Genomic DNA, 26,837 nt, shown 5'->3' with positions numbered 1-26,837 from the left:
TCATCGCCGCAGCCCTGCACCTGACCCACTTCGAATACAAATACCTACCGGAAAGTCGCTGAGATTACTTCAGTGGTTCAGAGTCATTCGTTTACAGTCCGGCATTCGCACTCTCCCGCCATCCCCGGGTGGGCAGCCGCCCTCGCCGTGCGGGTTGACGATGCTGGGTCGGCCCATCAGCGCCCATGCCGTCTTATGGCGGTGATGAGACCTCCGCCGTGAAGCCTTCGGCAACGCCGGTGGTGACGCTGTAGGACCAGCTGACAGCCTCGCCCTGGGCGAAGGGCATCACACCATGGAAGACGCGAGGCTCGGCGGCGAAGACCAGCGGCAAGAAGTGCTGGTCGCTCTCCCACATCGGCACCCGACCAGCGAGCACGTCCGCGAGGTCGGCCCAGACCAGCGTGCCCTCCGGGCACTCCGCCCGCAGGTTCCCCGACCATTGAGGGATACGGAACAGGAACCCGAACCAGTTCTCGCCACGACGACCGAAGCCGGGCCAGGAGATCGTCCCGGCGAGTCGCGGTGAATGGCACTCCAGGCCACTCTCCTCCCGGATCTCCCGGCACATCCCGGCGACCACGTCCTCGCCGGGCTCCAGCTTCCCACCCAGCCCGTTGTGGTAGCCGAAGTGCACATCGTCGGGTCGCTTGTCGCGCCGGATCAACAACACCCGCTCGCCGTCGGGATGAAGGACGTAGCCGAGCGTCGCGAGGATGGCCTGCACCCGCTCACCCTACGTGGCTCGACCACCAACGTTCAGTTGGGAAGGATGGTCGGGTCGGCGGAGCCAAGGCCGCAGACCACTACGTCAGTCAGCCCGGCGAGGTCCGATTGCGAGGCCGACCGCATCCACGCCAGGAAGTCGGTCGGCCACTACGCGACTGGGTCGGCACCGGCCCCGGACGATGTCGTCTACGCCTTGATGAAGAACTTAGGCGTGCGAGCGCGGGGGGACCGATGGTGAGGTCATGGTCAGGTATCGGAAGCCGAGTTCGGTGAGTCTGTCGGCGTTGAGGCAGTGTCGTCCGTCCAGGACGAGCGGTGAGCGCATGGTGGGGGCGAACTTGGCCCAGTCGAGGTCGCGGTAGTGCGTCCATTCGGTGGCGACCACGATGGCGTCCGCGTCGTCGAACACGTCGTCGACGCGGTCGGCGAGGTGCGCGGCGAGGGTGGGTTGTTCGCGGCGGAAGCGTTCGGCGGCGACGGGGTCGTGCAGGGTGATTCGGGCACCGCGCTCGAGGAGCAGGTTCGCGATGTCGATGGCTGGCGAGTCGCGCAGGTCGTCGGTGTCGGGTTTGAACGCGAGGCCGAGGATGCCGATCTTTCTGCCTTTGATGATGTGAAGCTCGTCGAGGAGCCGGTCGACGACCCTGGTGCGTTGGCGGTGGTTGACGTCGCGGGCGGCGGTGACGATCGGCGTGGCGAGGTGGTATTCGCTGGCGGTGGCGATGAGCGCGGCGGTGTCTTTGCCGAAGCAGGATCCGCCCCAGCCGATGCCGGGGTTGAGGAAGCGGGGGCCGATGCGGGCGTCGAGGCCGGTGCCGCGGGCGACTTCGCGGATGTCGGCGCCGACCTTGCCGGCGATGGCGGCGATCTCGTTGATGTAGCTGATCTTGAGGGCGAGGAAGGCGTTGGCCGCGTATTTGATCAGCTCGGCGGAGGCCAGGTCGGTGGAGACCAGCGGTACGGCGCTCATGCCGGCGGGGCGGGGCAGCACGGTGGGCGGGGTGAAGGACTGGTTGAGGATGGGCCGGTACAGCTGGTTGAGGACGTCCAGGCTCTTCTGGTTGTCGGAGCCGATGACGATGCGGTCCGGGTAGAGGGTGTCGGCGAGCGCGGTGCCCTCGCGTAGGAACTCGGGGTTCGAGGCGACGGCGAATTGTCTGTCGGGGCGGTGTCCGTGGTGGCGTTCGTAGGCTTCGCGCAGGATCGCGTCGACCCAGTTGCCGGAGCCGATCGGGACGGTGCTCTTGTTGACCACGACGGTGAAGCCGCCGCGCAGGTGCTTAGCGACGCTTTCGGCGGCGGATCGCAGGTATCGCAGGTCGGGGTTGCCGTTGTCCATTTGTGGGGTCTGCACGGCGATGAACACGACGTCGGCGTCGGGTACGCCGACGGCGTAGTCGGTGGTGAACGTCAGGCGAGAGGCAGCCTGCTCAAGGAGTGCTTCCAGGTGCGGTTCGTAGATCGGGCATTGGCCGGCGCGAAGGGTGTCGATCTTCTGCTTGTCGAGGTCGATGCAGGTGGTGTCGTGGCCCAGGAAGGCCAGGCTGACGCTGGTGGTGAGACCGACGTATCCGGTGCCGACAACACAAACCTTCATTGAGCGTTTCCTCCCCATGGCGGGACCGATGCGTGGTCATCGGTTGAGACGTCAGCGGTGTCGCTGACCAGTGATTTCGGCGCACTGCCGTTTTTGAGTGGCGGCCAGCCGGCCTGAAGGCCAGGCGTGCCTGCTGCACGCCGGAATGATACCCATCCGGGGGCCGGGTGGTGGGTCTTGTCCCGACAGGGTTGGACGGTCAGGAAGGGTCGACGGCTCCGCTGCTGTTCAGGTGTCCGAGCAGGGTGTCCTTCTGGTGGAGGTAGTCGCGGTTGGCAGGGTTGACGAAACCGGAATGTGGCACGCGGTCGACGGCGATCCCGGCGGCTCGCAGGGCGCTGATCTTGTGGGGATTGTTGGTGGCGAGGTGCACGGAGGTGACGCCGAGCCAGGTCAGCGCATCGGCGGCGGGCCGGTAGTCGCGGGTGTCGGTGGGTGCGTCGACGGCGGCGTTCGCGGCGACGGTGTCGTATCCCTGGTCCATGAAGGTGTAGGCGCGAATCTTGGCGGCGAGGCCGATGCCGCGGCCTTCGTGGCGCAGCAGGTAGAGCAGGATCCCGTAGTCGGATGTGCCGATCGCGTGCAGGGAGGTAGCCAGTTGAGGGCCGCAGTCGCACTTCAGTGATCCGAGCAGGTCACCGGTGGCGCAGGCGCTGTGCAGCCTTACCAGCGGGATCTGCTGGTCGGCGGGCTGGGGGCGGTGTACGGCGGCGAGGACTTCCTCGGGCCCGTTCTCGGGGCCGAAGACGTGCAGTTGGAAGGGTCCGTGGGTGGTGGGGAGGTCGCAGCCGGCGAGCCGGACGGTGGTGGTCATGTCGTCTCCTGCGTGGTGCTGTCGGGTGCGGGTTTGTGGGCGATGAGCAGGATGTGTTCGGACATGCCGAGCAGTGAGGGTTCTGCCTCGACTCGGCGCATCGCGCGCAGGAGCAGGTCGCGGCGGTGTGGGTCACGTAGGCGCTCGGCGAGGTCGGGCAACAGTTTCGCGGCACCCTCGACCGCGAGCAGGGCGTGTGGGCGCAGGCCGGCGGTGGAGGCTTCGACGGCGAGCTCCCTCGGGGAGTGGAAGTAGCCGGTGGTGAACAGTCGCCGATCACCGGTGGGGTTGCGGTGTTGCCCGTCGCAGAGATGCCGGGCCAAGATCGCCTCCACCGCCGGGTCGTCGTAGAGGTTTTTGGCGAGGTATTCCCAGGTGGTGTAGAAGCGCGACGTCGCTGCGGCGGCGACCACGCCGCCCGGGACGAGCACGCGGTGGGCCTCGGCCCAGGCGCGGGCGCGGTCGGCGGCGTCGGTGAGGTGATACAGCGGGCCGAGCAGCAGGACGGTGTCGCAACTGCCGGATCCCAGCGGCAGGCGGCGTGCGTCCCCGCGCAGGATCGACGCCAGCGGCGACTCGGCGTCAGCGCAGCGCGCTTCGGCTTGTTCCAGGTGCAGGGGGACGGGGTCCACGAGGTGAACCCGGTGGCCGTCGGCTGCCAGCCGAAGCGCGTACGCGCCAGGTCCGCCGCCGACGTCAGCGACGATTCCTGCTGTGGGGAGGTGGCGGGTCAGGATGTCGATGGTGCGCAGGTACTCGATGTGCCGGCGTGGATCGTTCAGCCGTTCCTGCTCGGCGCCGTGGGCGTAGAAGGCGAGGATCTCTGGGGTGATGCTCGTTCCCATGGCCGCATCGGGCATACGGTTGCTCACGTTGACACCTTCGGTGTGGCAGTCCAGGAGGGCGAGGAAGCGGTCCTGGAACTGTCGGCGTAGGCGGGTCTGCTGCGCTGACATGATCGGGCCGCGGAAGCGGTCGAGGATCGAGGCGACGCTGCCTCCGATGGCGGGGCTGCTGCCGATGGCGCTGAGCAGCTTGAACTGCATCACGAGATACACCGGTGCACGGCCGCGCGAGCTGCCGGGTTGTGGTGGGGACCAGAATCCGAGGTGGTAGTCCAGGCCGGCCAAGGTCAAACACCGGTTCGCGAGGTCCATGTCAGCCCGCATCAGGTTCATCTCGCCGGTGGTGACGTCCCGGAGCAACGACCTCAGCGTGCGCAGGCCCTGTCGGGCGGGTTCGGATAGCCAGGTGAGTTCGTCGAGGTTCGCCGCGACCTGACCGGGCGGCAGAAGCCCTGGCCTGGTCCACGGCGGTGACGCCGCCGGGCTACCGGTGAAGCACCTGCGCAACTGCGCGTACGCGCCCGCTGCCACGTCATGGAGGTGGACGAGGAGCCGCGCGCAGGTGGTGTCGGGCAGGAAGTCCCAGCCCGGAAGAGCGATCTTGAATCCGACGGGGCCACCTTCTGGGTTCAGATCCGTGTCGTCCGCCAGACGGCAGCCGGTGGGCAGCGGCTGGGTACGGATGGCGTCACGCATGATCCGCGCGGCGAGGTGTGCGATGGGGTCGACCAGCGCCCGTCGCCGGTTCACGTCGTTCACGTCGCCCAGGGACGCCATGGAGGCGTCGCGGTAGGCGGTGGTGGGCCAGCAGTTGAGGTGCCAGTGCATCCGCTTGTCCCACCACTGGCCGTTGTCTCGGTCGGTCGTGGACGGGTCGTAGTTCGTGCCGATCATCAACTGTGCCCCGTCGAGACCGAACCGGCGTCGCGTCGAGGAGGCGTGAACATAGCGGACGAACTGTCCACAGAACGTGAGCAACGTCGTCAGCATGGCCTCGGGAACATCACTGACCGACGACGCGATGACAGTGTCGTCGCCGACTGTGGCGAGCAGCATCATGTCGTAGACGCTGTGCGGAAACGCCTTGTCAACGACCACAATCCGATCCCCGGAGTCTCCGACGGGGTATTCGCGCAGGATGTGAGGGCCGTAGTGGTCGCGGTAGTGCGCGCTGAGGTTGCGCACGTCCGGTGGCGGCGCGGCGAGTCGCGGCATCGGGAGGCGGGGGATGACCGGCAACGCCATCGCCGACGCCGGGTAGAGGGGCCCGAACCGGTCCACGACCGGACGGCGGGCCGTCGCGGCGGTCATGCCGGCTTGCCGTTCGCGATGGCGTCGCCGGCTGCGACGCCCATCATGGCGGCCTGCACGATGCCCTGGGCGATCCCGGCGGCATCACCGACCACGCTAATCGGCAAGTTCGCCACCTTGCAGTCCTTGTCGACCGGGACCCGGTCCCACAGGAACTCGACCTCCGGCCCGACCACAAGAACGTCATCGGCAAGACCATCCAGTGACATGTCAACGTCGGCGTGGTCCAGGATCGAGCCCATGACTCGGCGAAGACTTTCGATGAGACTGGCGTGCTCGGCGTCGGTGAACAGGGTGTCAAGCCGGGCCGTGCTCAGGTCCTTGACGGACGGCTCGAACGTCACCGCCGCCGCCAACTCTGGCCAGCTACGCGGCTCGGCCACCCTGGCCATGAACGCACGCAGGCTCTGCGCGACCGGCCGGCCCGCGCTGAGCTGCCAGTAGTCCGACAGGATCTCCGCGCGAACTTCGGTGCTGGTGCCGGGTCGGGCGAGCTGGCACAACAGGCCGAAGTTCGCCGCCAGCGGCCTCGCCTTCGGGGTGCGTTCGGTGGTCTCGTGCCCGTCCAACGTGATGACCTCGCGACCGAACGAACGCTGGTAGTTGGTGAACTTGATCCGGCCACCGTTCGGGCCACCACAGAAACAGAACGTCTTCGTCTTCCTGTCCACCCGCTCCAGCTGGGTGATCTTCAGATCAGGATGCTCGACGCCGATCGCGGCCAGCACCTCGGCCCTGGTTTCGAGACGCACGCCGAGCGACATGTCCGGCGCGATCGTCTGCACCCCGAACGCCGTCAAGAGGTTCTGCGTGCTGGTCACCCCGTGCCGGCCCGTGGCCAGCACCAGATGCGATGTCTCAACCGTGACGGGGCCACCGGGGGTCGCTACCGTCACCGTCAAGCGGTCTCCGTTGAGGGCGGCGGCAACAAGCTCAGACTTCTCCCACACCGTCAGCGCGTCGTCGCGGAAGCCGTGCAGCGCGGTGAGCATGTCGCGGACCTGCGTCTCGCCCAGGACCGCGACCGGGTACTCCCGGATGGCCAGACCATGACCGGCGAACGCCTCGATAACCGGCGCACCAAGGCTCGTGCCGTGCAGCGCCGGCTGCTCCGGTAGCGGTGCGGTCAGGAACTGAAACGCACGCTCACACAGCTCGCCGGCGCGGTCCTCACCGAAGTGATCGATGAGGCGACGCCCGGACGGCAACAGGCTCAACTTCACCCCGTCGCCGTAGTGCACACAACCACCGAAGCCGCTGATCACGTTGCAGATCCCGGCACACCCCGTGCACCGCAGTCCCCGATCGACCGGACACGGCCGATTGCGCATCCCCCGCCCGGCCTCTAGCACCAGCACCCGCAGGTGCGGGGACTGCCGCACCACCGTATGGGCGCAGGCCAAACCACCTGGGCCAGCACCGACGACAACCACATCGACGAACATGGCGGTTCCTTCCTCGCGACAACCGACTGTCTTCGGAGGCGAACAGCCGCCGCGCACGGCCGGACGCCAGTCCCTGTCCGCTGCGGCAAAGCAGTCTCGGCACCCAGCTACGGCCAGCGCGGATCAGCGGTCCTTCGCCACCGATCGCGGCGCGATCTCGGTGCGAAGAGCGCCGCCGTGGCGGCGTAGGACCGAGACTTGCACCGGCCTCCGTGGCTCAACAGGCTGTAAACGGCGCACAGCAAGGTGCGTGAAAGGTGCGTTCGCACCGTGCTTGGTCAACACGTCGGTACTGTGTGGACGCATCAACCACCCGGCCACACCGGCGTGTGTGAGAGGCTCACCATGAGGATGCCGTCACGTGTCGCCAACCCGGTCCTGGCGGCGCTGCTCGAAGGAAGCGGCTTCGCCTCGCTCGACGAGTTCGCCGCCGCCGTCAACGCCCTCGGCGCCAGCGAGTATGGGCTGCGGCTGTTCTACGACCACGTCGCCGTCAAGCGATGGCTGTCCGGAGGAAACTGCCGACAGCCCGACCTCGTGGCTGCCGTGCTCTCCCGGGCGTGGGGACTCGACATTCCGGTCGCGGTGCTCTGGCCGCAACGTCGCCTGGGCCTCGCGCCGGCACCACCACACCAAACTCCCAGCATCGCCGCTCGTACGCTTGATGAGCTGGCCGCCTACATCGGGAGCGACATGCTGACCAGGCGCTCACTCTTGTCCGACGCGATCACCCTCACCACCGGAACGGCACTGACCGACCCACTACTGCGCTGGCTGACCGGGCCTACCGGCCGGCTACCCGAACGCGCCACCACCGGCGGCCGGATCACCATGTCCACCGTCGCTGGCATCGAGGCCGCCACCACCGCCTTCGGCACCCAAGACGCCGCCATCGGTGGTGGCCTGAGCCGCGAAGCCGCCGTCGGGCAGCTCAAACACGCCGTCGACCTACTCCGCGACGCCTCCTACACCGACGCCGTCGGCAACCGCATGCTCGCCGCCGTCGCGCAACTCGCCGGCATGACCGGCTGGATGAGCCACGACGTGCACATGGCCGGCCCCGCACAGCGGTACTTCGTCCTCGGTCTGCACGCCGCCCGAGAATCCACCGACCCCCGCTCGACTCTTCTGCAGGTCAACCTGCTCGCCGACATGGCCCGCCAGCTACGCGACCTCGACCACCCCCACGACGGCCTCCGCCTCGTCGACGCCGCCCTTGCCCTGCTACCCCACGGCCAGCACCCCGCCGCCGCGGCCATGCTCTGGAACCTGAAGGCACGCATGCTCGGCGCACTCGGACCCGGGTCAGTGACCGAACTACGCCACGCCATCTCCCTCGCCGAGGACCTGCAGGGCAGCGCTGAGCCCGACGACGATCTGCCCGCCTACACCGGGCCCGCCGAACTCGCCGGCAACGCGGCCCTCGCCTGGCAAGACGCCGCCACCCACCAACCCGACCTCGCCGTGCACGCCCAAGACCACGCCCTGGCCGCACTCGCCGCCCGCCCCGACGGATACTCCCGCTCCGCGGTCTTCGACCAGATCAGCCTCGCCGCGGCCCGATTTACCGGCATCGACCCCGACCAGGCCGCCGCCGACGGACACCGCGCCATCGACATGGCGGCCGAGGTCGCCACCTCCACCCGCGTCGTCGGCCGCCTGCGCACCCTGCTGCACCACTGCGCACCCCACACGACACGACCCGCCGTACGCGACTTTCGTGAACGCCTGACCGAAACCCTCACCGCCGCCGTGACCTGACCAGCGACCACCACGCTCAACCGACCGCCGACCAACGGACACCCCAATCACCACACCTCAGCGACGCGATCCGCAACGCCGCCTCGCGCGCATGCGGCGGCGACACCGGGGCACGACGAATGTGCGCGGCAATCGACCGCAGCTCGTAGATGTCACACAGCACCGCCCACCCCGGATCCGCAGTCGGATCCGCGCCGTAGGCGGCCAGCAACTCGGTCAACAGACGCGGAGAACCACCGAAGCGCTGCTCTACCGCCGCCGGCACCAGATCCCACTCCCGTGGCGCCGTCGACACGTTGTCCCAATCCCCCAGCAACGGACCCGCCCGCGACGACAAGACGTTGTCCAACTGTGCGTCGCCGTGCACCAGACCCCACCCCAACCGGAACTGCGCCCGGCCCAAACAATCCTCCAACTCCGCCATCCGCTCCTCGATCCACCGCCGATCCGACGCCACACGCCACCCGCTCTCACCAACGGCGGCGGCGAGGCGCTCAAGCGGCCGAAACCTCGGCAGGACGAACGGCGGACACAGCTGGTGCAGCCGTGCGAGCAGCCGACCCAGATCGATCGCCGACACCGCAGCCGGATCAGGCCCCACGTCGGCCATCTCCCAGAACGTCACCGGAATGCCCCGCGCCGAGCCACCAACCACAACGGGCTGATCGACTCCTCCGACCGGCACGACTGTCGGGAAACGGTGCCCGGCCAGCCACCGGGTCACCATCACAGCCCGACCGGCCCGACCGACAGCATCAGCACCCGCACCAACCCGCACGACCACCCGCCCAGGCAGAGCGAACACCGCGTTGCTGTGCAACCGCATCGGCTGCAGCCCAGACGGATCGAAGCCCACGATCACACAGGCCACCCGGGCTTGCTCCAGCGGCGACTCGATCTCGGTCACCACGCTCCGATCTAAGGTCAGACGTGCTGAGCCCCTAGCGGATTCACCTTCGAGACTCGTCCGATTGTCGCCGTCTCTTCCCGAGCCAATCAAACACATACGGCTACGCGATCGGACCGCCGCCGTCAGCTGACCCGTTACCGCCTCGGTCTCGACTGCATGGTGGTGTGGTCACCGCCCGCGCGATGCGGCGTCCAACAAGCCGCTCGGCCACGCAGAGCGGGTACCACCTCGCACCTCGTACCTCGGACTCTTGGATGTTCCCCACATCCGCCTGCTCGGCCAGGAACGAATAGCCAAAGTCGAGATGGAAGTGTTCCGGCTCGTCCTTCGCCGGTCGCGCTGGAACTTTCCCGTACTCGACGTAGACGGGAATCTTCGATCCTGGGGTGAGCCCGCGTGGATCAACACCGGTCTCCTCCACCAACTCCCGCACCGCCGCGCCGATCAGCGTGGAATCACTTGCCTCAAGATGCCCTCCAGGCTGCAAGGGGATCCCGTAGGCGAGATGGTCGACAAGCAGCACTTCGGCGCCGCCACGGACCAGAAGAGCCCCGACCGTCACGTGCATCGAGAAGTTCAGCCGCGACGCGAAACCCTCCCCCTGGGCCAGCAGCTTCGCCGGCTCGGACAGCGACGCGGCGTCGTCCGGATACCGCTCGAGATAGGCCGCAAGCGCACTTGAGATGTCCGAATCACTGATCGCCACGAATCACTCCAGCCCGAGCACAGCTCTGCGGAATCACCTGCTCCGACAGCGCGATGAGACCTGACACCGGCGGCTCCACAACCTAGGCCATGAAAGGAAAATCTCACGCTACAAACGGGCCTGAGCAAGGGATGCATGCCACGCCGACAGGCAACAGACAGGTAGAAGCGCCTTCGTCGCCTTCCTGAGATCGGGCTGGCCCGTGCATTCCTTGGAGTCCCTGGGTTACCGCTGGGGTCGCTGCCGAGTGGTCGAAGCGGCGACGTTGTTGGCCGCGAGCCAGCCGGTAGGGTTGCCGCAGTCGTGGTACTGGCCGGTGATGGGTGGATGAGGACGTCGTGGTCGCGGGCGTAAGCGGCGATGGCGTCGGTGGCCTGGTACTAGCCGTTGGCCGCCGGGATCAGTCTCCGGAAGTAGGCCATCGCCTCGGCCGGTAGCAGGGTACGGCTGATGTTGATGTACGCGGTCGCCTCGGCGTAGCTGTCCGGCTTCTCAAGAAGTTCGTCGAGCAGGTGGTGGCCGGCTGCGGCGGTGCGCGGATGCAGGATGCCGTACCGGTGGGCGTCGGCGCCTGGCACGGTAGCGGCGGCGAGCGCGGCCGGTGTGCCGGCGGCGGCGCGGGCGGCGACGAGGTCAGCCAGGTCGGACCCACCGTCGGCGCGCAGCAGAAGGTCATCACCGGCGATGAGGAGGAAGTCATCGCCGGCGACGAAGTCGGCAGCGACGATGGCGGGCAGCGCGGTGCCGTACCGGTCGTCGCGGGGTTGCTCGAGGAACGTGAAGTCGGCCTAGGTGTGGAGGTCGGCGACGGTGGTGTACTTGTCCTGCCAGCCGCGCTGGGTGAAGTAGTCCCTCAGGTCATGGTCCTCGCTGAGGTAATGCCGAACCTGATGGCCTGGCTCGCCAGGCGCGGTGACGATCGCGATCTCGCGGGCACCGGCGGCAACGCAGTCCGCGACCGCGTAGGCGACGACGGGCTGGTTGAGGATCGGCAGCATGCACTTGTTGATCGTCTTGCCAATCGGGAAGAAGCGGCTGCCCATACCGGCGACAGCGATGACGGCCCTCACGCGCTCACCTTCCGATTGCGGGACGTACGCGCCGAACGCTATTCGTTCACCCAACGAAACTCGCCATGAACGAGAATCAGGCGGCGCACCGGCACCACCGTACCGGTCGTCTTACCCATACTCTCTCGGGCAGGTTAATCCGATGACACCCATCGAGCAGAACACCGCCAGGTTGGCGGTCCTCATCGACGCCGACAACGCCCAGCCCACACTCATCGCGCCATTGCTGCTCGAGGTCACGAAGTACGGCACCGCGCACGTCAAGCGTGCCTACGGCGACTGGACCGGACCTCACCTACGCGGCTGGAAGGGACAGCTACTCGCGCAGTCGATCCAACCCGTCCAACAGTTCGCCTACACCACCGGCAAGAACGCCACCGACGCCTCACTGATCATCGACGCGATGGACCTGCTCTACACCGCACGGTTCGACGGCTTCTGCATCGTCTCCAGCGACAGCGACTTCACCCGCCTGGCCTCCCGCATCCGCGAATCCGGCCTCACCGTCTACGGATTCGGCGAACGCAAGACACCCCAGTCCTTCGTCGCCGCCTGCGACAAGTTCATCTACACCGAAAACCTGACCTACGACACCCCGGCCACCAGCAACCAGCCCCCCACCCCGAGGCCACGACCGGCTGACCCCGCTGACGCGCTCAAGAAGAACGCCGTCCTCACCGCCCTGCTACGCGACACCATCGAAGCCGCCTCCGGCGACGACGGCTGGGCCCACCTCGCCACCGTCGGACACCTCCTCACCAAACGCCGCCCCGACTTCGACTCCCGCACCCACGGATACGCCAAACTCACCGACCTGATCGACGCCACCACCCTGTTCGACATCGACCGCCGCATCCCAGCCGACGGCAAACCCGCCGTCGTCTACGTCCGCGACCGACGCCACCCCAACTCACCGCAGCCGCAGCACTAAGCTCCGACAGCTCACGCATCACCCGCGTCACCGAATCAGTAGTCGCGGGTGGTGGGGGCCTGGCCGACCGGGGGCCGGATACGGCGCAGGGCCGGCGCTCCACCCCTGGACGCCGGCCCTGCTGCGCGTTGTCGACCGAATCGGCAGAACACCACGCCGTCGACAGCGCGACCCCTCGCCGTGAACATCGATCGAACTCGTCAATAGTGACGGACCTCCGCCCGCCTTCTTTCATCGATATAGATCGATGAAATTGGCACCCGAGGGATACCAACGGCCGCCGGACGGAATCGGACGCCCCCGCACCCCGCCGGCCGGGGCGGGACGTAGGGGATGCTCGTCGGACGAGCAGCCACCGAGCAGCCACACGTCCACAAGGGACAAACAAAGCAAGAGCCCGACCCACGTTTCCGCAGGTCAGGCCCTTACGATCTTGTGCGCCCGAAGGGACTCGAACCCCTAACCTTCTGATCCGTAGTCAGATGCTCTATCCGTTGAGCTACGGGCGCTGGTGCTCAGCCAGTCTACACAACCGGCCTTCGCGCGGAGACTCCGGGATTCGAACCCGGGAGGGGCTTTAAGACCCCAACCGCATTAGCAGTGCGGCGCCATAGACCAGACTAGGCGAAGTCTCCCAGGTGGCCCTGCAGACCACCGCGCCCGAGGATACAGGTCCGGCCCGGCCCGGAGCAAAGCGACTACCGGGTGCGGTCCTCGGGGCCGCCCTTCAACCGCTGTGCGCGGCGGTGTTCGGGACTACGCTCCATCGACATGCAGGAGCAGCCGCCCAGCGAGCAGGACCGCCCCGAACCCGCTGAGGGGGCACCTCGACGCTCCCCGAAGGCGACCTTCAGGCCGCCCCCGGCACCCCCCGCCCCCGCCCCTGAACAGCGGGACGAAGCACCCTCGGTACCCCCTCGGCGCGCGAAGGCCGCGCCCGGGGTGCTGTTCCAGCCACCCACCGCGGAGCAGCCGCGCCCGGCCCGGCCCGGGCCCTCCGCACCGCCACCGCCGTTCGCCCCCGCGCCTGCCCGGATCGATGAGACCGGGATCACCGACCCGACGTCTCGACCGGGGGCGCCCCGACAGGCTGGCGGGTCACGCGGCGAGGCCCAACCGACGCCTCCGGCAGCACAGCAGGCGTCTCCTGCGGCACAACAAGATCCGGCGGCACAGCAGGTGTCCCCGGCAGCGCAGCAGGCTCCGGCAGCAGCGAAGAAGGCCACCGCGAAGCAGCGCCCCCCGAAGAAGGCGACGCCCGCGAAGAGATCCGCACCCCTGAAGGTCACGACGGCCGACGCCACCGGACCGAGCGGGTCGGCAGCACCCGGGACAACCTCCCCGGAGGCGACCGCCGACCCGCAACCGCTGGCGGCCGGGGCGACATCGACACCTGAGGTCGCACCCCCGAAGGCCGCGAAAGCGGCGAAAGCGGCGAAACCACGCGCGGCCAGGACGCCCGCACGTAAGGCGGCGATTGGCGGGGCCTCGACCGATCCGAAACCGCGCGGAGCGAAGAAGGCAGCAGCGCCACCCAAGGTCACCACCGGACCGGCTGCGGCCCGCACCGCCGACCCGGAGACCACCAACACGGCGTACGTCTCCGAGGCGGCCCGCACCACGGCGGGGGCCGCCGCGGCGCTGATCGGCGGTCGTCCGGCTGCGGAGGATGTGCCGAAGCTGCGTGCGTTGTTGGCGCGTGTCCTCGACCGCCCGGGGTACGCACCGGAGCTGTTGGCGCTGACCGCCGTCGAGGTGCTCGGACCTCGCGCCGCCGAGTGGGCTGGGCGGCTGCGGGAGTCGTACCCGCAGGCTGGCCCGGAGGGTCTGGCCCGGCTGGCCGGTCAGCGGTTCCTCCGGCAGGCGACGATCGGTGGAGCGGGTGCCGCGCTGGCCGGGGTCTTCGCCCCGGTGGTCGAGTTGGCCGTGGTGCTCTGGTCGCAGGCCAACCTGGTGCTGCACCTGGCGGCGGCGTACGACCGGGATCCGGCCCATCCGGATCGGGCGGCGGAGCTTTTGGTGCTGACCCTGGTGCATCCGGACCTGGAGACCGCCCGCTCAGCGCTGGCCGAGGCCCAGGCGGCGAACGAGCCAGGGTCCCGGCCGGTCGATGCGGTCGGCCGCCTGGCCGGTCCCCTGACCGCCCAGGCCGGTGGCTGGCTGGCCCTGCGCCTGGCCTCCCGGCTCATTCCCGGCGCCGCCCCACTGACCGCCGCCGCCGGCAACTCCGCCGCCCTGCAACGCCTGACCGCCCGCGCCCTGACCACCTTCCGCCCACCCCGAAGCCAAAGTTGATCAAGAAGTTTGCGTCACGGCAAGCCGCCCGGCAGACGCAAACTTCTTGATCAACTAAGCAGGGTCAGAGCCAGGTCAGCCAGGAGTCCGGGACCAGGGTGTAGCCGACGAAGGCGACGATGTCCAGGAGTGCGTGGGCGACGATCAGGGGCATCACCCGGCGGGTACGCAGGTAGAAGTAGCTGAAGACGACGCCCATCACGGCGTTGCCGATGAAGGCGCCGAAGCCCTGGTAGAGGTGGTAGGAGGCGCGGAGCAGGGCGCTGGTCGCGATGATCGCGCCGACCCGCCACTGGAGTTGCCGCAGCCGGGTCATCAGATAGCCGACCACGATCACCTCCTCCAGGATGGAGTTCTGGAAGGCGGCCAGGATCAGCACCGGCACTGCCCACCAGAGGTCGGGCAGGGCGGCCGGGACCAGGGTGGCGTTGATACCGAGCTGCGCCGCCGCCCAGAACAGGGCCAGGCCGGGCAGCCCGATCAGCGCCGCCAGCCCGGCACCCTGAGCCAGGTCCGGACCGGGCCGCCGAAAGTCGACGCCGAGGGTCCGCGCCGGGTCGCCGGGGTCCCGCGCCAACAGGTGTACGGCGAGCAGCACCGGCAGCAGGGCGAAGACGATGCCGAGCAGTTGGTACGTGAGGTCGAGGTACGGCCGAGCGGAGGCGGAGGTGTTCAAGGCGGCGGTCTGCCGGGACAGCCCACCCTCGGCGGTCAGCTTCGCGATGATCGACACCGTCGCGTAGACGGCCGACTGGCCGAGGGAGAGGCCCAGCACCAGCAGCGTCTCGGTGCCGAGCATCCGGCGGGACACCGGTCGGGTGAGCTCAACGGTCACCGCTTCACTCTGCCCGACCGGCCACTGGAGTGGCATCCGGGTGCCGATGAGTCGGCCTCATGATGCGATCGCACAGTCTGTGCGACCACCGTGCACGCTCCGTGGACATTCTATGAGGGCCCGAACCGCCGTCAGAGAAGGAGCGCCCCCGGTGGACAACTTCGCGCGGCTGCTGAAGGAGAGCTGGGCCCTTGTCGAGGCCGACCGGGTCCAACTGAGCGATTACTTCTACGCCCGACTCTTCCTCCTCGACCCGGACCTGCGCCAACTCTTCCCGGTGCAGATGGCCGGGCAGGGCGACCGGCTGCTGGAAGCGATCATCGCGGCGATCCACACGGTGGACGACCCGGAGGGCTTCGACGAGTTCCTCCGCGCGCTGGGCCGGGACCACCGCAAGTACCACGTCGAGGCGGCGAGCTACGACACCATGGGCGTGGCCCTGCTGGACGCCCTGCGCAGCACCGCCGGGGACGGCTGGAATCTGGAGTACGACCAGGCCTGGCGGGACGCGTACGCGGCGATCAGCGAGAAGATGCTGGCCGGGGCGGCCTCGGACGCCAACCCGCCGTTCTGGCACGCCGAGGTGCTGACCCATGAGCGGTACGGTCCGGACACCGCCGTGTTCACCTGCCGGGCACTGCAACATCCGCTGGTCTGGAAGGCGGGTCAGTACGTCAGCATCGAGGCACCCCGCTACCACCCCCGGGTGTGGCGGACCTACTCGGTGGCGAACGCCCCGAACGACGACAACGTGCTGGAGTTCCACGTCCGTACCCCCGAGGGGGCCGGCTGGGTCTCCGGGGCCCTGGTCCGCCGGGTGAAGCCGGGGGACCTGCTGCGGGTGGCCGCCCCGATGGGTTCGATGACCCTGGACTCCGCCTCGGATCGGGACGTGCTCTGCGTCGCCGGTGGGGTGGGGCTGGCCCCGATCAAGGCCCTGGTCGAGGAGTTGACCAGCTTCAACCGCACCCGCTGGGTGCATGTCTTCTACGGCGCGCGTACCGAGTCCGACCTCTACGGGCTGGACGGGTTGCGCGAGCTGGTGGGTGCCCACCCGTGGTTGTCGGTCACCGCGGCCTGTAGCGACGATCCGGACTTCGACGGGGAGCACGGCGACATCTCCGAGGTGGTGGCCCGCTACGGCCCCTGGACGAACCACGACTGCTACATCTCCGGCTCGGCCGCGATGGTGCGGTCCACCCTGCGGGTCCTCGCCGCCGACGATGTCCCGCCGCAGCACACCCGGTACGACACCTTCGGCACCCTGTAGAGCTTTCCTCCCCCCGCACCGGGGCGCGTGCCCCTGCCCCCTGGGGCACGCCCCCCGGTCCCCCGATCGGGCGGACCGGCACCGCCCGCACGACCACGCCTGGCCGGCGTCGTTCCCACCCGGACCAGGCGTGGTCGTGCAACAACCCGATCAGTAGCGCCAGGGGTGGCCGCTGTCGCGGTACTCCTCGATCGGCACCAGTGGCACTCCGGGGGCCATCCGGTCGACGTACAGCCGGCCCTCCAGGTGGTCGATCTCGTGTGCCACCAGACGGGCCATGCCGAACTCGAACGAGGTGATCACCCGGCTGCCGTCGAGTTGGGCGTGTTCCACATCCAGCCGGAGCGGCCGGGGCACCAATCCCCGATGGTCGAAGAAGGAGAGGCAGCCCTCGTACTGTTCGTCCGTGTCGGGTGCCGAGTCGACCACCCGGGGGTTGAGCAGCACGAGGGGTTCGGCGGTCCGGTCGGGTGGCCGGATCACCGCCGCGGCCCGGCCGATCTCCAGTTGCGGGGCGGCGATTCCCACCCCCTTGGCGAAGGGGTGCAGTTCGTCGAGGCGGGCCAAGGCGTCGATCAGGCGGTCGATGACCTCCCGGGCGGCCTGTCGCTCGCGGGGCAGGTCGAACGGGCGGGCCGGCTGGCGTAGCAGGTCCATGCCGCGTTGCAGGATGCCCAGTCGGCGCATCCGCTCGGAGGGTCGCATCCGTTCCCCCTCCGGCTCGGCGTCGGGCTGGGCGCGGAAGCGCCACTGAAGTCGGTATCGGGCGTTCAGGGGTGGGTCGTCGGTCGCCCACTCGAAGATCGCCCGGTCGCCCTCCGCCCGCCGGACGACCGCCCGGCGCAGGGGGCCTTCCTCGGCCGACAGCGAGGTCTCCACGCCCCAGACCTGCGGGTCCAGTTCAGCGGGCAGATCCAGGCGTACGGCGAGGTGCCGGGTCGGTACGCGGACCGCGCGTTGAAACCACGGCCCCCACTTGTCCCGCCCGACGGTGTACGTGTACTCGATGGTGGCGCGGTGCCCGGGGTAGAGCGGGAACCGTCGTTCACCGTTCTCGAAGAGCAGCCAGATCTCCTTGAAGGCGTCCCGGTCGTACTTGGCCCGCCAGTGCATGGCCTCGCGTTCGCCGGACTCCTCGCGGTAGGCCCGCAGGCCGAGTTCGGCGAAGGTCAGTGGGCGTTCCCGGTGGTGCCGGTTGGAGCGTCCGGGGTCGTTGGGGTAGCGGTCCACGGCGACCCGTACCAGGTAGCGGGTGACCGGCTCGGTGCCGGCGTTGTACAGCTCCCGGCGGATCAGGCAGCGGTATCCGTCCTCGGTGTAAGTGAGGATGCTCAACTCGTTCTCGACGATCAGCCCGGTGCCGGGCGGAATCCACCGGCCGATCGAGTCGGGCTCCCGGGGGTCGCGCTCCGCGCGGGTGTGGCGCAGGTGGTCGTACTCCCGGAAGCGTTGCCAGATGGCGCCGCTGGCGTCCAGGACGGCCTCCGCCCGCCGGGCGAAGTCCTCGGTGGGTCGATGTCGCCGTCCTTCTACATGGCTTACGTACGACGGATCGAAGCCCATCAGGGTGGCCAGCTGTTTCTTGGACAGCCCTCGCTCGGTGCGGTGGCGGGCGAGTTCGGCGGCGAAGGAGTCGGCAGCCCGATCGAGCGGTGAGATCGTCATCAGCTTCCTCGTGGCCGGGAGTACTAGGTTTCACGTTCGGTGGCGAGACGTGTACAGGACTGGCATCTTCTCGACAGGAGGCTTGACTGCTGGGCGATTTGCACCGATACTGCGCGGGGTTTTCGGAAGAACACTCTGGGTAATCGCCCGCCCCAGGTGATCGGCACCTCTCGTTTCTTGCCCTGTCCGGGGTTACCGCCACCCGCGAAGTGTGGTTAGGCTAGCCTTAGTTGAGGTTCTCGGAGAGGGGTACAGCAAGTGACAGCAGTACTGCCCGTGTCCGTACCCTCGGCGACAGCTCTAGCTCCGGTGACCACGACCCTGCGGGCCATGTTCGGCACCGATGTCCTTCCCGGGCTGGCCCCAGGGCTACTGGTTCCCGACGAGACCGACTGGACCTCGGCCACCACCCTCACCGACGGCACTCGGCTGCCGGAGCTGCTTGGTTCCGCGGCCCGCCTCTGGGGTGGCAGTTCGCACGCCTCCGCCGCCCTGGCCTGGAAGGCCTACAGCTACTGGGCGGCGCTGCCGGTGGTGCTCGGCTGGGCGGTCGCCCGGCGGGTACCGCTGCTCGACGCCGACACCACCCTCATCCACTTCGCCGACCGGCGCACCCTGGTGACCCTCGGTCTGCGCCAGTCGACCCAGGTAGCGGTGCTGCCGAACGATCCGCTGGCCGTCACCGATCCCCGTCAGGTCCGGGTCGTGGCCGACGAGCAGGAACTGCTGGCCACCCTGCGGTCCACCCTGTTGGCGGCCCACCTGTCGCCGGTGGTCAGCGCGATCCAGGGTGAGGTCCGCATCGGCACCCGTACCCTGCTCGGCTCGGTGGCCTCCGGCATCGCCTACGGGCTGTTGACGGCCACCGACAGCGTGCCCGGCTCGACGGTCGATTCGATCGACACTCTGCTCGACGCCCTCGACCTGGCCGACCTGGTGGAGCTGGTGCCGGGCGCGGACGGCAAGCCGACCGTGCAGCGGCGTACCTGCTGCCTGGCCTTCACCCTGCCCAGCCCGAAGGTCTGTCAGGGCTGCTGCCTCCGCAGTTCCTGACGGAACGCGGGCCAGATCAGCCGGTCAACGGCCGGACGTCCCAGAGCCAGACACCCCCGGTCTGCACCGGCTCGATGCCGGTCAGGGCGGTCATCGCCTGCCGCAGGGCCTCCGCGCTCGGCTGCGGGGCCAGTACCACCGCCCCGGCCCGCCAGTACCGTAGATCCTCGATCGCCTCCCGGCGGTCCTGGGCGGTGACCGGCGGCACCTCGCCGCTGCGCCGTACGGTGGCGATGAAGCTGCTGGTCGCGCGCGGCGGCGCGCCGAACAGCGCGATCCGGTCCTTACCGGGTCGGGTGTCCGGGCCCAGGAAATAACCCCGGGCGATCGGCATCTCCAGCCGGGTCTGGGCGGACCAGCGCAGCGGATCGGCGTACTCGGTGTCCGGCAGCGGCAGGGTGACCAGGCTGCGCCCGCCGGCCAGGTAGGGACGCCAGGCACCGGAGGTGACGAACTCCGGAGTCGGTTCGAGGCGCTTGGTCGGCAGCGGGGTGGGCAGCACCGGCACCAGGGCCATCGCCAGTACGGTCACCGTGGCGAATCGGATCTGCGAGCGCCGGGCCGGATAGCGGGTCGCCAACTCCTGCGCCCGCGCCGCCCCGTAGGCCAGCAGCACCCCGATGATCGGGGTGATCGCCAACGCCCAGCGGGTCGGCACCACGGAGTGCAGCACCGGGAGGTCCTCCAGCAGCGCCCACGGCGCCGGTATGCCGGTCCCTTCCCGGTCGAAGCGGATCTCCCGGCCGAGGGAGAACACCGCGAAGAGCACACCCAGGCCGGCCAGCGCGAGCACCACGATGTTGCGTCGCAGCCACCAGACCAGCGCGACCACGCCGATCATCAGGGGCCAACCGAAGAAGGAGTTCTCCTCGGTGGGGTTCTTGGCCAGGCCGCTCGCGCTACGTGCGTCCCCGGCCACCGATTCCCGGGCGTACGCGACGAAGGAGGCCAGGTCGGTGGAGTAGCCCCGGATCACCCAGGACAGCCCGTGGTATGCGCCCGGACCGAAGAACTGGACATAGAGGGGGTACGCCAACAGCACCGCGGAAGCCCCGGCGGCGACCCCGAGCCCGGCCAGGAAGGTACGGGTCCGCCCTCTCAGTTCGGGGCGGCCCAGCGCCAGGGCCACGATCACCACGCCGACACCGATCGCGGTCATCAGCAGGATCTCCAGGTTCAGAAAGGCCTGCCAGACGATCACCAAGGCGAGCAGCAGACCGTTGCGCAGCCAGCGTCCCGGGTCAGCCAGCCGCAGCGTACGCCAGATGATCAGGGGCACCACGTACTGCGCCACGATGTTCGGATGGGCGTTGGCGTGCGAGATCATCGCTGGGGCGTACGCGCAGAAGGTCGCCCCCAGCCAGGCCGGGCCACGGGTGCCGACGACCACTCTGGACAGCAGGAAGTACCAGGAGGTGGCCGTGGCGATCATGCCCAGGGTGAGGAAGACCAGGAAGGCGCTGCGGGTACCGAACAACAGGGTGATCGGCGTCATTGGTAGCGAAACAGACAATACCGACGTATTGGCCACCAGATTGACCGATTCGGGGACGTTCATCCGGTCCGAGGTGAAGGGGTAGGCGAATTCGGTCACGACCCGGGCGCCATGAGCCAGCATCCACTCGAACTGCGCCATATCTGTCTTGTTATCCCGAATGCCGTGTTGTGGATTCCACCACATTCGGGCAGTGACCCAGAAGGCCAGCAACCCGAAACTCGCCACCGCAGCCAGGTCCTTGAAGCACCCCGACCTGCGGATACGGCCACGGCCCGGCGGGGTGGCCGGCGACTCTCCCGCCCCGGACTCCTCGACAGGGCGATCCGATTCAGGAGTAGTCATAACAATTCGCAGCGTAGTCGGGCAATCAGGCCGCCGTGCGAGGTTCCGGGTACTCGCGTAACATCTGCCAAGTTCGCTGACCACCACCGATCGTGCACCTAGCCCCGACCAATTCGGCTGCCCCAGGCCCCGAGAATTCCGCCAACCGGGCGGATGGTTCACTCAGTCGGTACTGGCGCGGTCGAGTCGTATCGTGAGGAATCGACGCATGGCAGAAATCACTGGGGATCAGCGCGTGCAGTCCGAGGTCCTGGAGGGCCTCGCCACAGCGGTCAACCACCGACGCTGGTTCGTCGAGTTGGCCGTGCCCTACCTAGGCGAGAACCCGATCGAGATCGGTAGCGGCCTCGGCGACTACGCCCTGGAGTGGGCCGAGCGCCTCCCCCGGTTCACCGCCACCGAAGCCGACCCGGACCGCCTGGTCTCGCTCAAGGAACGGCTCTCCGACCGGCCCAACATCGAGGTCCGCCAGATGCTCCTGCCCCACTCGGAGCAGGGCGACTACAGCGCCGCGGTGTCGTACAACGTCCTGGAGCACATCGAGGACCACGTCGGCGCCCTGCGCAGCATGGGCGAGCTGGTCCGGCCGGGCGGAGCCGTGGTCATCATCGTGCCGGCCTTCCAGTTCGCGATGAGCCCCGCCGACATCGCCACCGGCCACGTCCGCCGCTACACCAAGAAGACCCTGTCGGCGGCGATGACCGAGGCCGGTCTGCGGGTCGAGAAGATCCACTACGCGAACGCGCTCGGCCTGATCGGCTACTTCATGGCCACCAAGGTCTTCCGCCTGATGCCGAAGGAAGGTCCCATGGTGAAGGTCTACGACACCCTGGTCCTCCCGGCGACCAAGGCCGCCGAGCAGGCCCTCCTCCCCCCCTTCGGCCAATCCGTCTTCGCCGTAGCCCGCACCCCCGCCTGACCCCCCGCCCTCTTTAGTCGATCAAGAGGTTTACGTCTGCATCCGGCTGGAAGTTGACGCAAACCTCTTGATCAGCTTTGTGGCAGCGGGTGGGGGTTACGGGTTGATCTGGTAGGTGGGGCGGATGGTGGCGCGGGCGAGGGTGTGGAAGGTCAGGTTGAAGCCGACGTAGGCCGGGGTGGCGTCCGGGGTGAGATCGAGACGCTCCACGTCTAGCGCGTGGACCGCGAAGACGTACCGGTGCGGGCGGTCGCCGGGCGGCGGCGCCGCACCACCGAAGCCCTGCTCGCCGTAGTCGTTGCGGACGGTGAATCCGCCGCGCAGGTCCTCGCTCGTAGCCCCGCCCGGCAACTCGGTCACCTCGGCCGGCAGGTTCACCACGACCCAGTGCCAGAAGCCGCTACCGGTCGGCGCGTCCGGGTCGAAGCAGGTCACCGCGAAACCCTTGGTCTCGGCCGGAAAACCCGACCAGGCCAGCTGCGGTGAGACATTGCCGCCGCCGGTGCTGCCGTGCGCGTGAGCCGAATCCATCGGCTCACCGTTCTGGACGTCCTGACTGGTCAGCGTGAACGAGGCGACCGTCGGCAGCAACTCGTACGGGTCCGGGGCGATGGGACGTTCCAGGGTCATCGAGTCAGGTCCTTCCGATGCAGGTGGCGTTCTGCCGCCCCTTTCATACCCTGTGATGCGCCGTCATTCGTGAAACCCGCGCGGTGTCAGCCAGAAGCCCCTAGAGCAGCCCATCCAGCCACAGCCCGAACGCGCCAGCACCAGGCTCGCGCCCAGGCTGCCGAGCACGTTGAAGGCCTCCACAGCGGCGTTCTTACGCAGCAGCCCCCAGGGTGTGCCACTCCTCCGTGGAGAAGGTCGTGTAGGCACCCAGGAAGCCGACCCCGACGATCGTGGTGAAGTCCTGCGCCCCTGCGGCGGTGTGCTTGACTGCGAAGCCGGTGACGACACCGAGCACGAAGGCACCGGACACGTTGATCAGGAAGGTGCTCGCGGGAAACGCCTTGCTGGACCCGGACACCCGCGCCGCCCACCACGGCTTCACCAGCGCGTCGACCCCGGCCCGGCTGAGCGCCCCGAGCCCGCCGGCCAGAAACACCCCGATGCCCACCCACATCAGGCATGCCCACCCGTCGAACGCCCCACCCGCGATTCCACCAGCCGAGCACCGAGCGCCGCCGCGATCACGCCGCCGAGAATGCTCACGACCAGGTAGACGATGCCCACCCCGCTGCGCCCCGCCCCGATCAGTTGATCGCTCTCGACGATGAAGTGCGACCAGGTGGTGAAGCCGCCGATGACCCCGGTCGAGGGGAAAGGCTTGCCCCACGGCCCTCGCAGCTTCTGCGCAGCGAGCAGCGTCATCACGGCACCCAGCGCGAAGGCCCCCACCATGTTGATCACGAAGGTCACCCAGGGGAAGGCGGCGTGGTCGGGGCGAGGCCGAGCCCCAGCAGGTAGCGCAGGGTGGCCCCGATGCCACCGCCGACGATGATCGCCAGAACCGTCACGGACCCATTAGCCCACCCGCACCGCCCGGCATCACCCCGCTCGGGCTTTCCTCACCCGTACGGCTGGCGCAGTCCCCCCAGCCCCCCAACAGCACCCAGCCCCGGTTCATAGACCGGCGGCACGCGTACCCGTCTGTCGTCTCCTACTCTGATGCCTTCGGAGGGCATCGGGGAGGCATGGGTGACGGATGTCGATTGGTCGCGAATGGGGTACGGGTCGTGGTCGGACCTTGCCGTGGTGCGGGAACGGCTCGCGGCCAGCGCTGACCCGAACACCCTCGTAGGCGGGCGCGGGCGGCCATTGCACCACGCGGCATGGGCGGGCTCGTCCGAGGTGGTGACGGAACTGGCCCGGCTCGTGGATGACGTGGACGCCGTCGACGACGGACGCACCGCGCTCTGGCTCGCCGTACATGCTGGCAAGCCCGCCAACGCCCGCGCGCTCGTGGCCGCCGGCGCGGATCCGGAGCTGCCAATGATGGCCGGCTGGTCACCGGCGCGGCTGAGCCTGGCCGGGGCGACGCCTGATCTGTTCGACACGAGCGTGACGCTGACAAAGGCGGAGGCCGCCACGGTCGCAGAAGCGCGCAGGCTCATCGATGCGCTGGCCGATATCGACAGCGACGGTATGAGCCTGTGCTGCGTGGCCGGGATCGACGCTACCGAGGCGGTACGGCGTTTGGACGCCACGGTGATCGAGGATCAGATCGTCGTCGAGGACATGTGGGACGCTGACGAGGACGAGTCGATCCGGACACTCGGTGTCACAGACGTGCCGGGCGGCATCGTCGTCAGCCAGCCCTGGGCGTACGGCGCATCCATGCCGTTGGTCGCGCTGCTGCTGTCGGCTGACACGGTGTGTTACGGCATGTACGCCAACCCCAAGAGCGGCAACCAGGGCGCGGCCGTGCACGATGGTGTCATCACCGGCTGGGACCTACACCCGGGCGGCGGCTGGTCTGAGGCGAACGCGCCCGCGGCCGAAGTTCTGCGCGATTTCCTGTACCAGGGCCACGCCATCGAGTACTGCTGCGCCTACGCCGCAGTGCGCCCTGCCGACGCCCGCCCATTCACCGAGCCGGACCGGTGGGTGCGGCTGCCCGCCCGCGACTGGTGGGCAGTTTCGGTGAACTAGTCATCCACACAGCGTTGCCCTTGACGCGATCCTCTTGCTGTCCAGCTGGGCGGAGGGTGTGGGATTCGAACCCACGAAGACATCGCTGCCTTACCGGTTTTCAAGACCGCAGCGGTCACCCGGCTGACCTGCTGGTTTGTCAACCGCTGCCCACCCTGCGACACGAATACGACACAGATGCCCCTGCCTCACTAGTTCGGCCGGTTGACATCCGATGGCCGGCTAGGAGGCAGACCGTAGGCGCGGTGTCTTACCCCCGACGCGATGCTGGCGTCACGCTGCATGCCGCCTACGCTCCGCGCATATCGACTACCGACCAGGTCCCGAGCGGCGGGTGGCGAGGTTGGAGCCCGACAGCGACCCGAACCGGCCGCTACCCATGGACTGGCAGAGCTATGCAGACGATGTCATATCGCACTGGAGTGATCTCCTCGCCCTTGCGGAACCACACCCGAAGAAACTCACTCCAAGCGCACCCGACGGCTCGCCAGCCTCGTTATCATTCTGTGATAAACACGTTGCGTCGCAACAAGCTCGCCGATATTGCCTGATTTGATATCATCCAGCTCCTCATCGAACACCCTGTGCGACTCCACCCGCAGCGATCAGGGTGCGACCCAGAGTGACAGGGGCCATTCGTAGAGCGCCGTGCGCGGTAGCCTCTTGCTACCGAAAGAGCGCTCTGCGGGTCCACAGCCCGCAGAGCGCTCCTGTCCCCAAACCTCGCGCTAGCTAGGAGGACTGTGAGAACTCGTTCCATACTACCGGGCCGTGCTGTGCATGGTCGCATTGTCAGGTCAATGCTGGCGGCGGTGCTAGGCATCGGAGTCGCCGTAGTGGGTGTCGGACCGCCGTTGCAGCCGAACCCGTGACCCCACTGGCATGCCCCGACATCGGCTGGCACTACCGAACATTCTCGAAGCAGGACCTCCACATCCCGGCTGGAATACATTTCAAATCTGGCCCCGGCGGGACCGTAGGTGCCTCGATTCAGCACAATCTCGCGACAAGCTTCGCCGTCTCCAGCGGTATAAGCGTGAGCGCGAGCGCAGTCGTACTATCGGCCGAGCTGACATTCGGTATCAATGCTTCTGTCACCTCGACGATTTCCCAGACCTTCAACTACTCAAAGCCCATCAGCAACGGGAAGTACGGCAACCTCCAATTCGGCAACTGGGGTTGGCGCATGGGCGTCGAGAAGTACTACCTCAATGCGAGCTGCGCCAAGACCAACAGCAGCACCGGTACGGTCACCCGGATGCCCAGCGCACTCACGTGGGGTTACAGGTACTGGGAAACCTCTTCCTAGCCATTACCACGACCTTCAGCCCCAGTCGCCAGTCTAGGCGGCTGGGGCTTCCCCAGGAATAGGAGAAGGACATAAAAGCTTCAAACCTAAAATTCACAGGCATCGTTACCCTCCTATGGGTGTTAGCCGTTACGGCGTGCACCACCAGCTCACACAACGAAGCGGGCAGCAAAGCCACTGCTCCCACCTCGCCGGCTGCATCAGATTCCACTGACCTTCCACCTGACATTACTCGCTACGTACAAGAAGTAGACAAAGCGAATGTCAAGGTAGAAAACACAGTTGTCCACGTCGGAGCTCGGCCGACCATCTCTATCATAGATTCGAAGGCGATGGCCATGGTTGTCCGCGACGAAGGACTCGATCAGTGGAAGGGGGGAAATTACCGGCTCGTCGTATACTGCGCGGGCGAAGGGACGCTCTTTGCGCACTTTCGCTTGGGCGGGGAATCCAAGATTGAAGAGCTTCCCCCATGCTCTCCCACCGTCACTACCAGCGCGGTCGATCTTCGCGTGCCCGCCGATTCCGTCAACTCTTCTGTCTTGATCATCCCAGTGGGGAGCACCCAGGCAGCGGTCGCATATCAGATTCAGAAGATGTAACGGACGTGATCTCCGCAAAAATCCGGCGGGGCGATCTCTCGACCATGGCAGGATAGGCCATCACGTGGAGCCCGCTCGGAGACTGAATTCTGTCGCAAGAACCTGTCTACGATGGCTCCACGCCTACAACGAACACCACCTATGTGGACGTCCGCTCCGTGTCATTTCCAACCGACAGCCGAGCCTTCGAGGTCACCTCAGTGAGGTGATCTCAGCAGCGTATAAGGGTTGATTGGTGCGACACGGGCGAAGGTGTCGAGTCGGGCGGCAGTGGA

21 protein-coding genes, 3 tRNA genes and 1 pseudogene are annotated in these 26,837 nt (G+C 67.9%); 8 read left to right on the top strand and 17 right to left on the bottom strand.

Annotated features, from left to right (window positions below):
* Positions 1–193 precede the first annotated feature (193 nt).
* The 5 genes from ACLQ2T_RS28730 to ACLQ2T_RS28710 form a co-directional block, all read right to left on the bottom strand.
* The gene (locus ACLQ2T_RS28730; protein ID WP_425769491.1) at positions 194–727 is read right to left on the bottom strand and encodes an NUDIX hydrolase; all 534 of its coding nucleotides are present in this window, start codon (positions 725–727) and stop codon (positions 194–196) included.
* A 207-nt stretch (positions 728–934) separates the two neighbouring features.
* Positions 935–2,326, bottom strand: a complete 1,392-nt coding sequence (locus ACLQ2T_RS28725; protein ID WP_425769490.1) for a UDP-glucose dehydrogenase family protein — start codon at positions 2,324–2,326, stop codon at positions 935–937.
* 199 nt (positions 2,327–2,525) lie between these two features.
* Positions 2,526–3,140, bottom strand: a complete 615-nt coding sequence (locus ACLQ2T_RS28720) for a GTP cyclohydrolase II (protein ID WP_425769489.1) — start codon at positions 3,138–3,140, stop codon at positions 2,526–2,528.
* Positions 3,137–5,296 carry a class I SAM-dependent methyltransferase gene (locus ACLQ2T_RS28715; protein ID WP_425769488.1) on the bottom strand — a complete coding sequence of 720 codons (2,160 nt, stop codon included), beginning with the start codon at positions 5,294–5,296 and terminating at the stop codon, positions 3,137–3,139. Before ACLQ2T_RS28715 ends, ACLQ2T_RS28720 begins: the two co-directional genes overlap by 4 nt.
* Entirely contained in the window at positions 5,293–6,741 is a 1,449-nt protein-coding gene (locus ACLQ2T_RS28710) for a lycopene cyclase family protein (protein ID WP_425769487.1), read from the bottom strand. The genes ACLQ2T_RS28715 and ACLQ2T_RS28710 overlap by 4 nt, the downstream gene beginning before the upstream one ends.
* Before the next feature lie 351 nt (positions 6,742–7,092).
* On the opposite strand from ACLQ2T_RS28710, the gene ACLQ2T_RS28705 reads away from it, so the two are divergent.
* Positions 7,093–8,502 (top strand): hypothetical protein, encoded by a 1,410-nt coding sequence (locus ACLQ2T_RS28705; RefSeq protein ID WP_425769486.1) that lies wholly within the window; start codon positions 7,093–7,095, stop codon positions 8,500–8,502.
* Between the two features lie 16 nt (positions 8,503–8,518).
* Here the strand turns inward: ACLQ2T_RS28705 and ACLQ2T_RS28700 are convergent, their stop codons facing one another.
* The 3 genes and pseudogenes from ACLQ2T_RS28700 to ACLQ2T_RS28690 form a co-directional block, all read right to left on the bottom strand.
* The gene (locus ACLQ2T_RS28700; RefSeq protein WP_425769485.1) at positions 8,519–9,409 is read right to left on the bottom strand and encodes a phosphotransferase; all 891 of its coding nucleotides are present in this window, start codon (positions 9,407–9,409) and stop codon (positions 8,519–8,521) included.
* 103 nt (positions 9,410–9,512) lie between these two features.
* Entirely contained in the window at positions 9,513–10,118 is a 606-nt protein-coding gene (locus tag ACLQ2T_RS28695; protein WP_425769484.1) for an NUDIX hydrolase, read from the bottom strand.
* 380 nt (positions 10,119–10,498) lie between these two features.
* A pseudogene (locus tag ACLQ2T_RS28690) lies at positions 10,499–11,161 on the bottom strand (sugar phosphate nucleotidyltransferase).
* Between the two features lie 169 nt (positions 11,162–11,330).
* Here ACLQ2T_RS28690 and ACLQ2T_RS28685 point away from each other — a divergent pair.
* A complete protein-coding gene (locus ACLQ2T_RS28685; RefSeq protein WP_425769483.1) occupies positions 11,331–12,119 on the top strand; it encodes an NYN domain-containing protein in 789 nt (262 codons plus the stop codon).
* A 436-nt stretch (positions 12,120–12,555) separates the two neighbouring features.
* Here the strand turns inward: ACLQ2T_RS28685 and ACLQ2T_RS28680 are convergent.
* Both ACLQ2T_RS28680 and ACLQ2T_RS28675 read right to left on the bottom strand, forming a co-directional pair.
* Positions 12,556–12,628 (bottom strand) — tRNA-Arg (locus ACLQ2T_RS28680).
* 35 nt (positions 12,629–12,663) lie between these two features.
* A tRNA-Ser gene (locus tag ACLQ2T_RS28675) sits at positions 12,664–12,754 on the bottom strand.
* Between the two features lie 544 nt (positions 12,755–13,298).
* On the opposite strand from ACLQ2T_RS28675, the gene ACLQ2T_RS28670 reads away from it, so the two are divergent.
* Positions 13,299–14,414 carry a hypothetical protein gene (locus ACLQ2T_RS28670; RefSeq protein ID WP_425769482.1) on the top strand — a complete coding sequence of 372 codons (1,116 nt, stop codon included), beginning with the start codon at positions 13,299–13,301 and terminating at the stop codon, positions 14,412–14,414.
* Between the two features lie 64 nt (positions 14,415–14,478).
* On the opposite strand, the gene ACLQ2T_RS28665 is transcribed toward ACLQ2T_RS28670, so the two are convergent.
* Positions 14,479–15,249: a CPBP family intramembrane glutamic endopeptidase gene (locus tag ACLQ2T_RS28665; RefSeq protein ID WP_425769481.1), complete on the bottom strand. Its 771-nt coding sequence runs from the start codon at positions 15,247–15,249 to the stop codon at positions 14,479–14,481.
* A 151-nt stretch (positions 15,250–15,400) separates the two neighbouring features.
* On the opposite strand from ACLQ2T_RS28665, the gene ACLQ2T_RS28660 reads away from it, so the two are divergent.
* Positions 15,401–16,519: a globin domain-containing protein gene (locus ACLQ2T_RS28660; RefSeq protein ID WP_425769480.1), complete on the top strand. Its 1,119-nt coding sequence runs from the start codon at positions 15,401–15,403 to the stop codon at positions 16,517–16,519.
* Positions 16,520–16,669: 150 nt separating this feature from the next.
* Here ACLQ2T_RS28660 and ACLQ2T_RS28655 read toward each other — a convergent pair whose 3' ends face one another.
* Positions 16,670–18,184: a peptide deformylase gene (locus ACLQ2T_RS28655; protein WP_425769479.1), complete on the bottom strand. Its 1,515-nt coding sequence runs from the start codon at positions 18,182–18,184 to the stop codon at positions 16,670–16,672.
* Between the two features lie 330 nt (positions 18,185–18,514).
* On the opposite strand from ACLQ2T_RS28655, the gene ACLQ2T_RS28650 reads away from it, so the two are divergent.
* Positions 18,515–19,237, top strand: coding sequence for a hypothetical protein (locus ACLQ2T_RS28650; RefSeq protein ID WP_425769492.1), 723 nt, complete (start codon positions 18,515–18,517; stop codon positions 19,235–19,237).
* Positions 19,238–19,253: 16 nt separating this feature from the next.
* On the opposite strand, the gene ACLQ2T_RS28645 is transcribed toward ACLQ2T_RS28650, so the two are convergent.
* Positions 19,254–21,077, bottom strand: coding sequence for a hypothetical protein (locus tag ACLQ2T_RS28645; protein ID WP_425769478.1), 1,824 nt, complete (start codon positions 21,075–21,077; stop codon positions 19,254–19,256).
* 208 nt (positions 21,078–21,285) lie between these two features.
* On the opposite strand from ACLQ2T_RS28645, the gene ACLQ2T_RS28640 reads away from it, so the two are divergent.
* A complete protein-coding gene (locus tag ACLQ2T_RS28640) occupies positions 21,286–21,996 on the top strand; it encodes a class I SAM-dependent methyltransferase (protein WP_425769477.1) in 711 nt (236 codons plus the stop codon).
* 96 nt (positions 21,997–22,092) lie between these two features.
* Here ACLQ2T_RS28640 and ACLQ2T_RS28635 read toward each other — a convergent pair whose 3' ends face one another.
* From ACLQ2T_RS28635 to ACLQ2T_RS28625, 3 genes are all read right to left on the bottom strand, one after another.
* Positions 22,093–22,626: a YbhB/YbcL family Raf kinase inhibitor-like protein gene (locus tag ACLQ2T_RS28635; RefSeq protein ID WP_425769476.1), complete on the bottom strand. Its 534-nt coding sequence runs from the start codon at positions 22,624–22,626 to the stop codon at positions 22,093–22,095.
* A gap of 193 nt (positions 22,627–22,819) precedes the next feature.
* Positions 22,820–23,122, bottom strand: coding sequence for a fluoride efflux transporter FluC (locus tag ACLQ2T_RS28630; protein ID WP_425769475.1), 303 nt, complete (start codon positions 23,120–23,122; stop codon positions 22,820–22,822).
* On the bottom strand, positions 23,122–23,418 hold the full coding sequence (locus ACLQ2T_RS28625; protein ID WP_425769474.1) for a fluoride efflux transporter FluC: 297 nt from the start codon (positions 23,416–23,418) through the stop codon (positions 23,122–23,124). Before ACLQ2T_RS28625 ends, ACLQ2T_RS28630 begins: the two co-directional genes overlap by 1 nt.
* Positions 23,419–23,697: 279 nt before the next feature.
* Here ACLQ2T_RS28625 and ACLQ2T_RS28620 point away from each other — a divergent pair, with 279 nt between their 5' ends.
* On the top strand, positions 23,698–24,651 hold the full coding sequence (locus ACLQ2T_RS28620; RefSeq protein WP_425769473.1) for an ankyrin repeat domain-containing protein: 954 nt from the start codon (positions 23,698–23,700) through the stop codon (positions 24,649–24,651).
* Positions 24,652–24,704: 53 nt separating this feature from the next.
* On the opposite strand, the gene ACLQ2T_RS28615 is transcribed toward ACLQ2T_RS28620, so the two are convergent.
* Positions 24,705–24,781: transfer RNA gene (locus ACLQ2T_RS28615), tRNA-Ser, on the bottom strand.
* A gap of 906 nt (positions 24,782–25,687) precedes the next feature.
* On the opposite strand from ACLQ2T_RS28615, the gene ACLQ2T_RS28610 reads away from it, so the two are divergent.
* The gene (locus ACLQ2T_RS28610) at positions 25,688–25,960 is read left to right on the top strand and encodes a hypothetical protein (RefSeq protein ID WP_425769472.1); all 273 of its coding nucleotides are present in this window, start codon (positions 25,688–25,690) and stop codon (positions 25,958–25,960) included.
* Positions 25,961–26,837 lie beyond the last annotated feature (877 nt).

The organism is Micromonospora sp. DT229 (assembly GCF_049844505.1).
GTDB lineage: Bacteria > Actinomycetota > Actinomycetes > Mycobacteriales > Micromonosporaceae > Micromonospora.
Note: the sequence above shows the minus strand (reverse complement) of the source record. Positions and strands in the feature narration are given on the sequence as shown.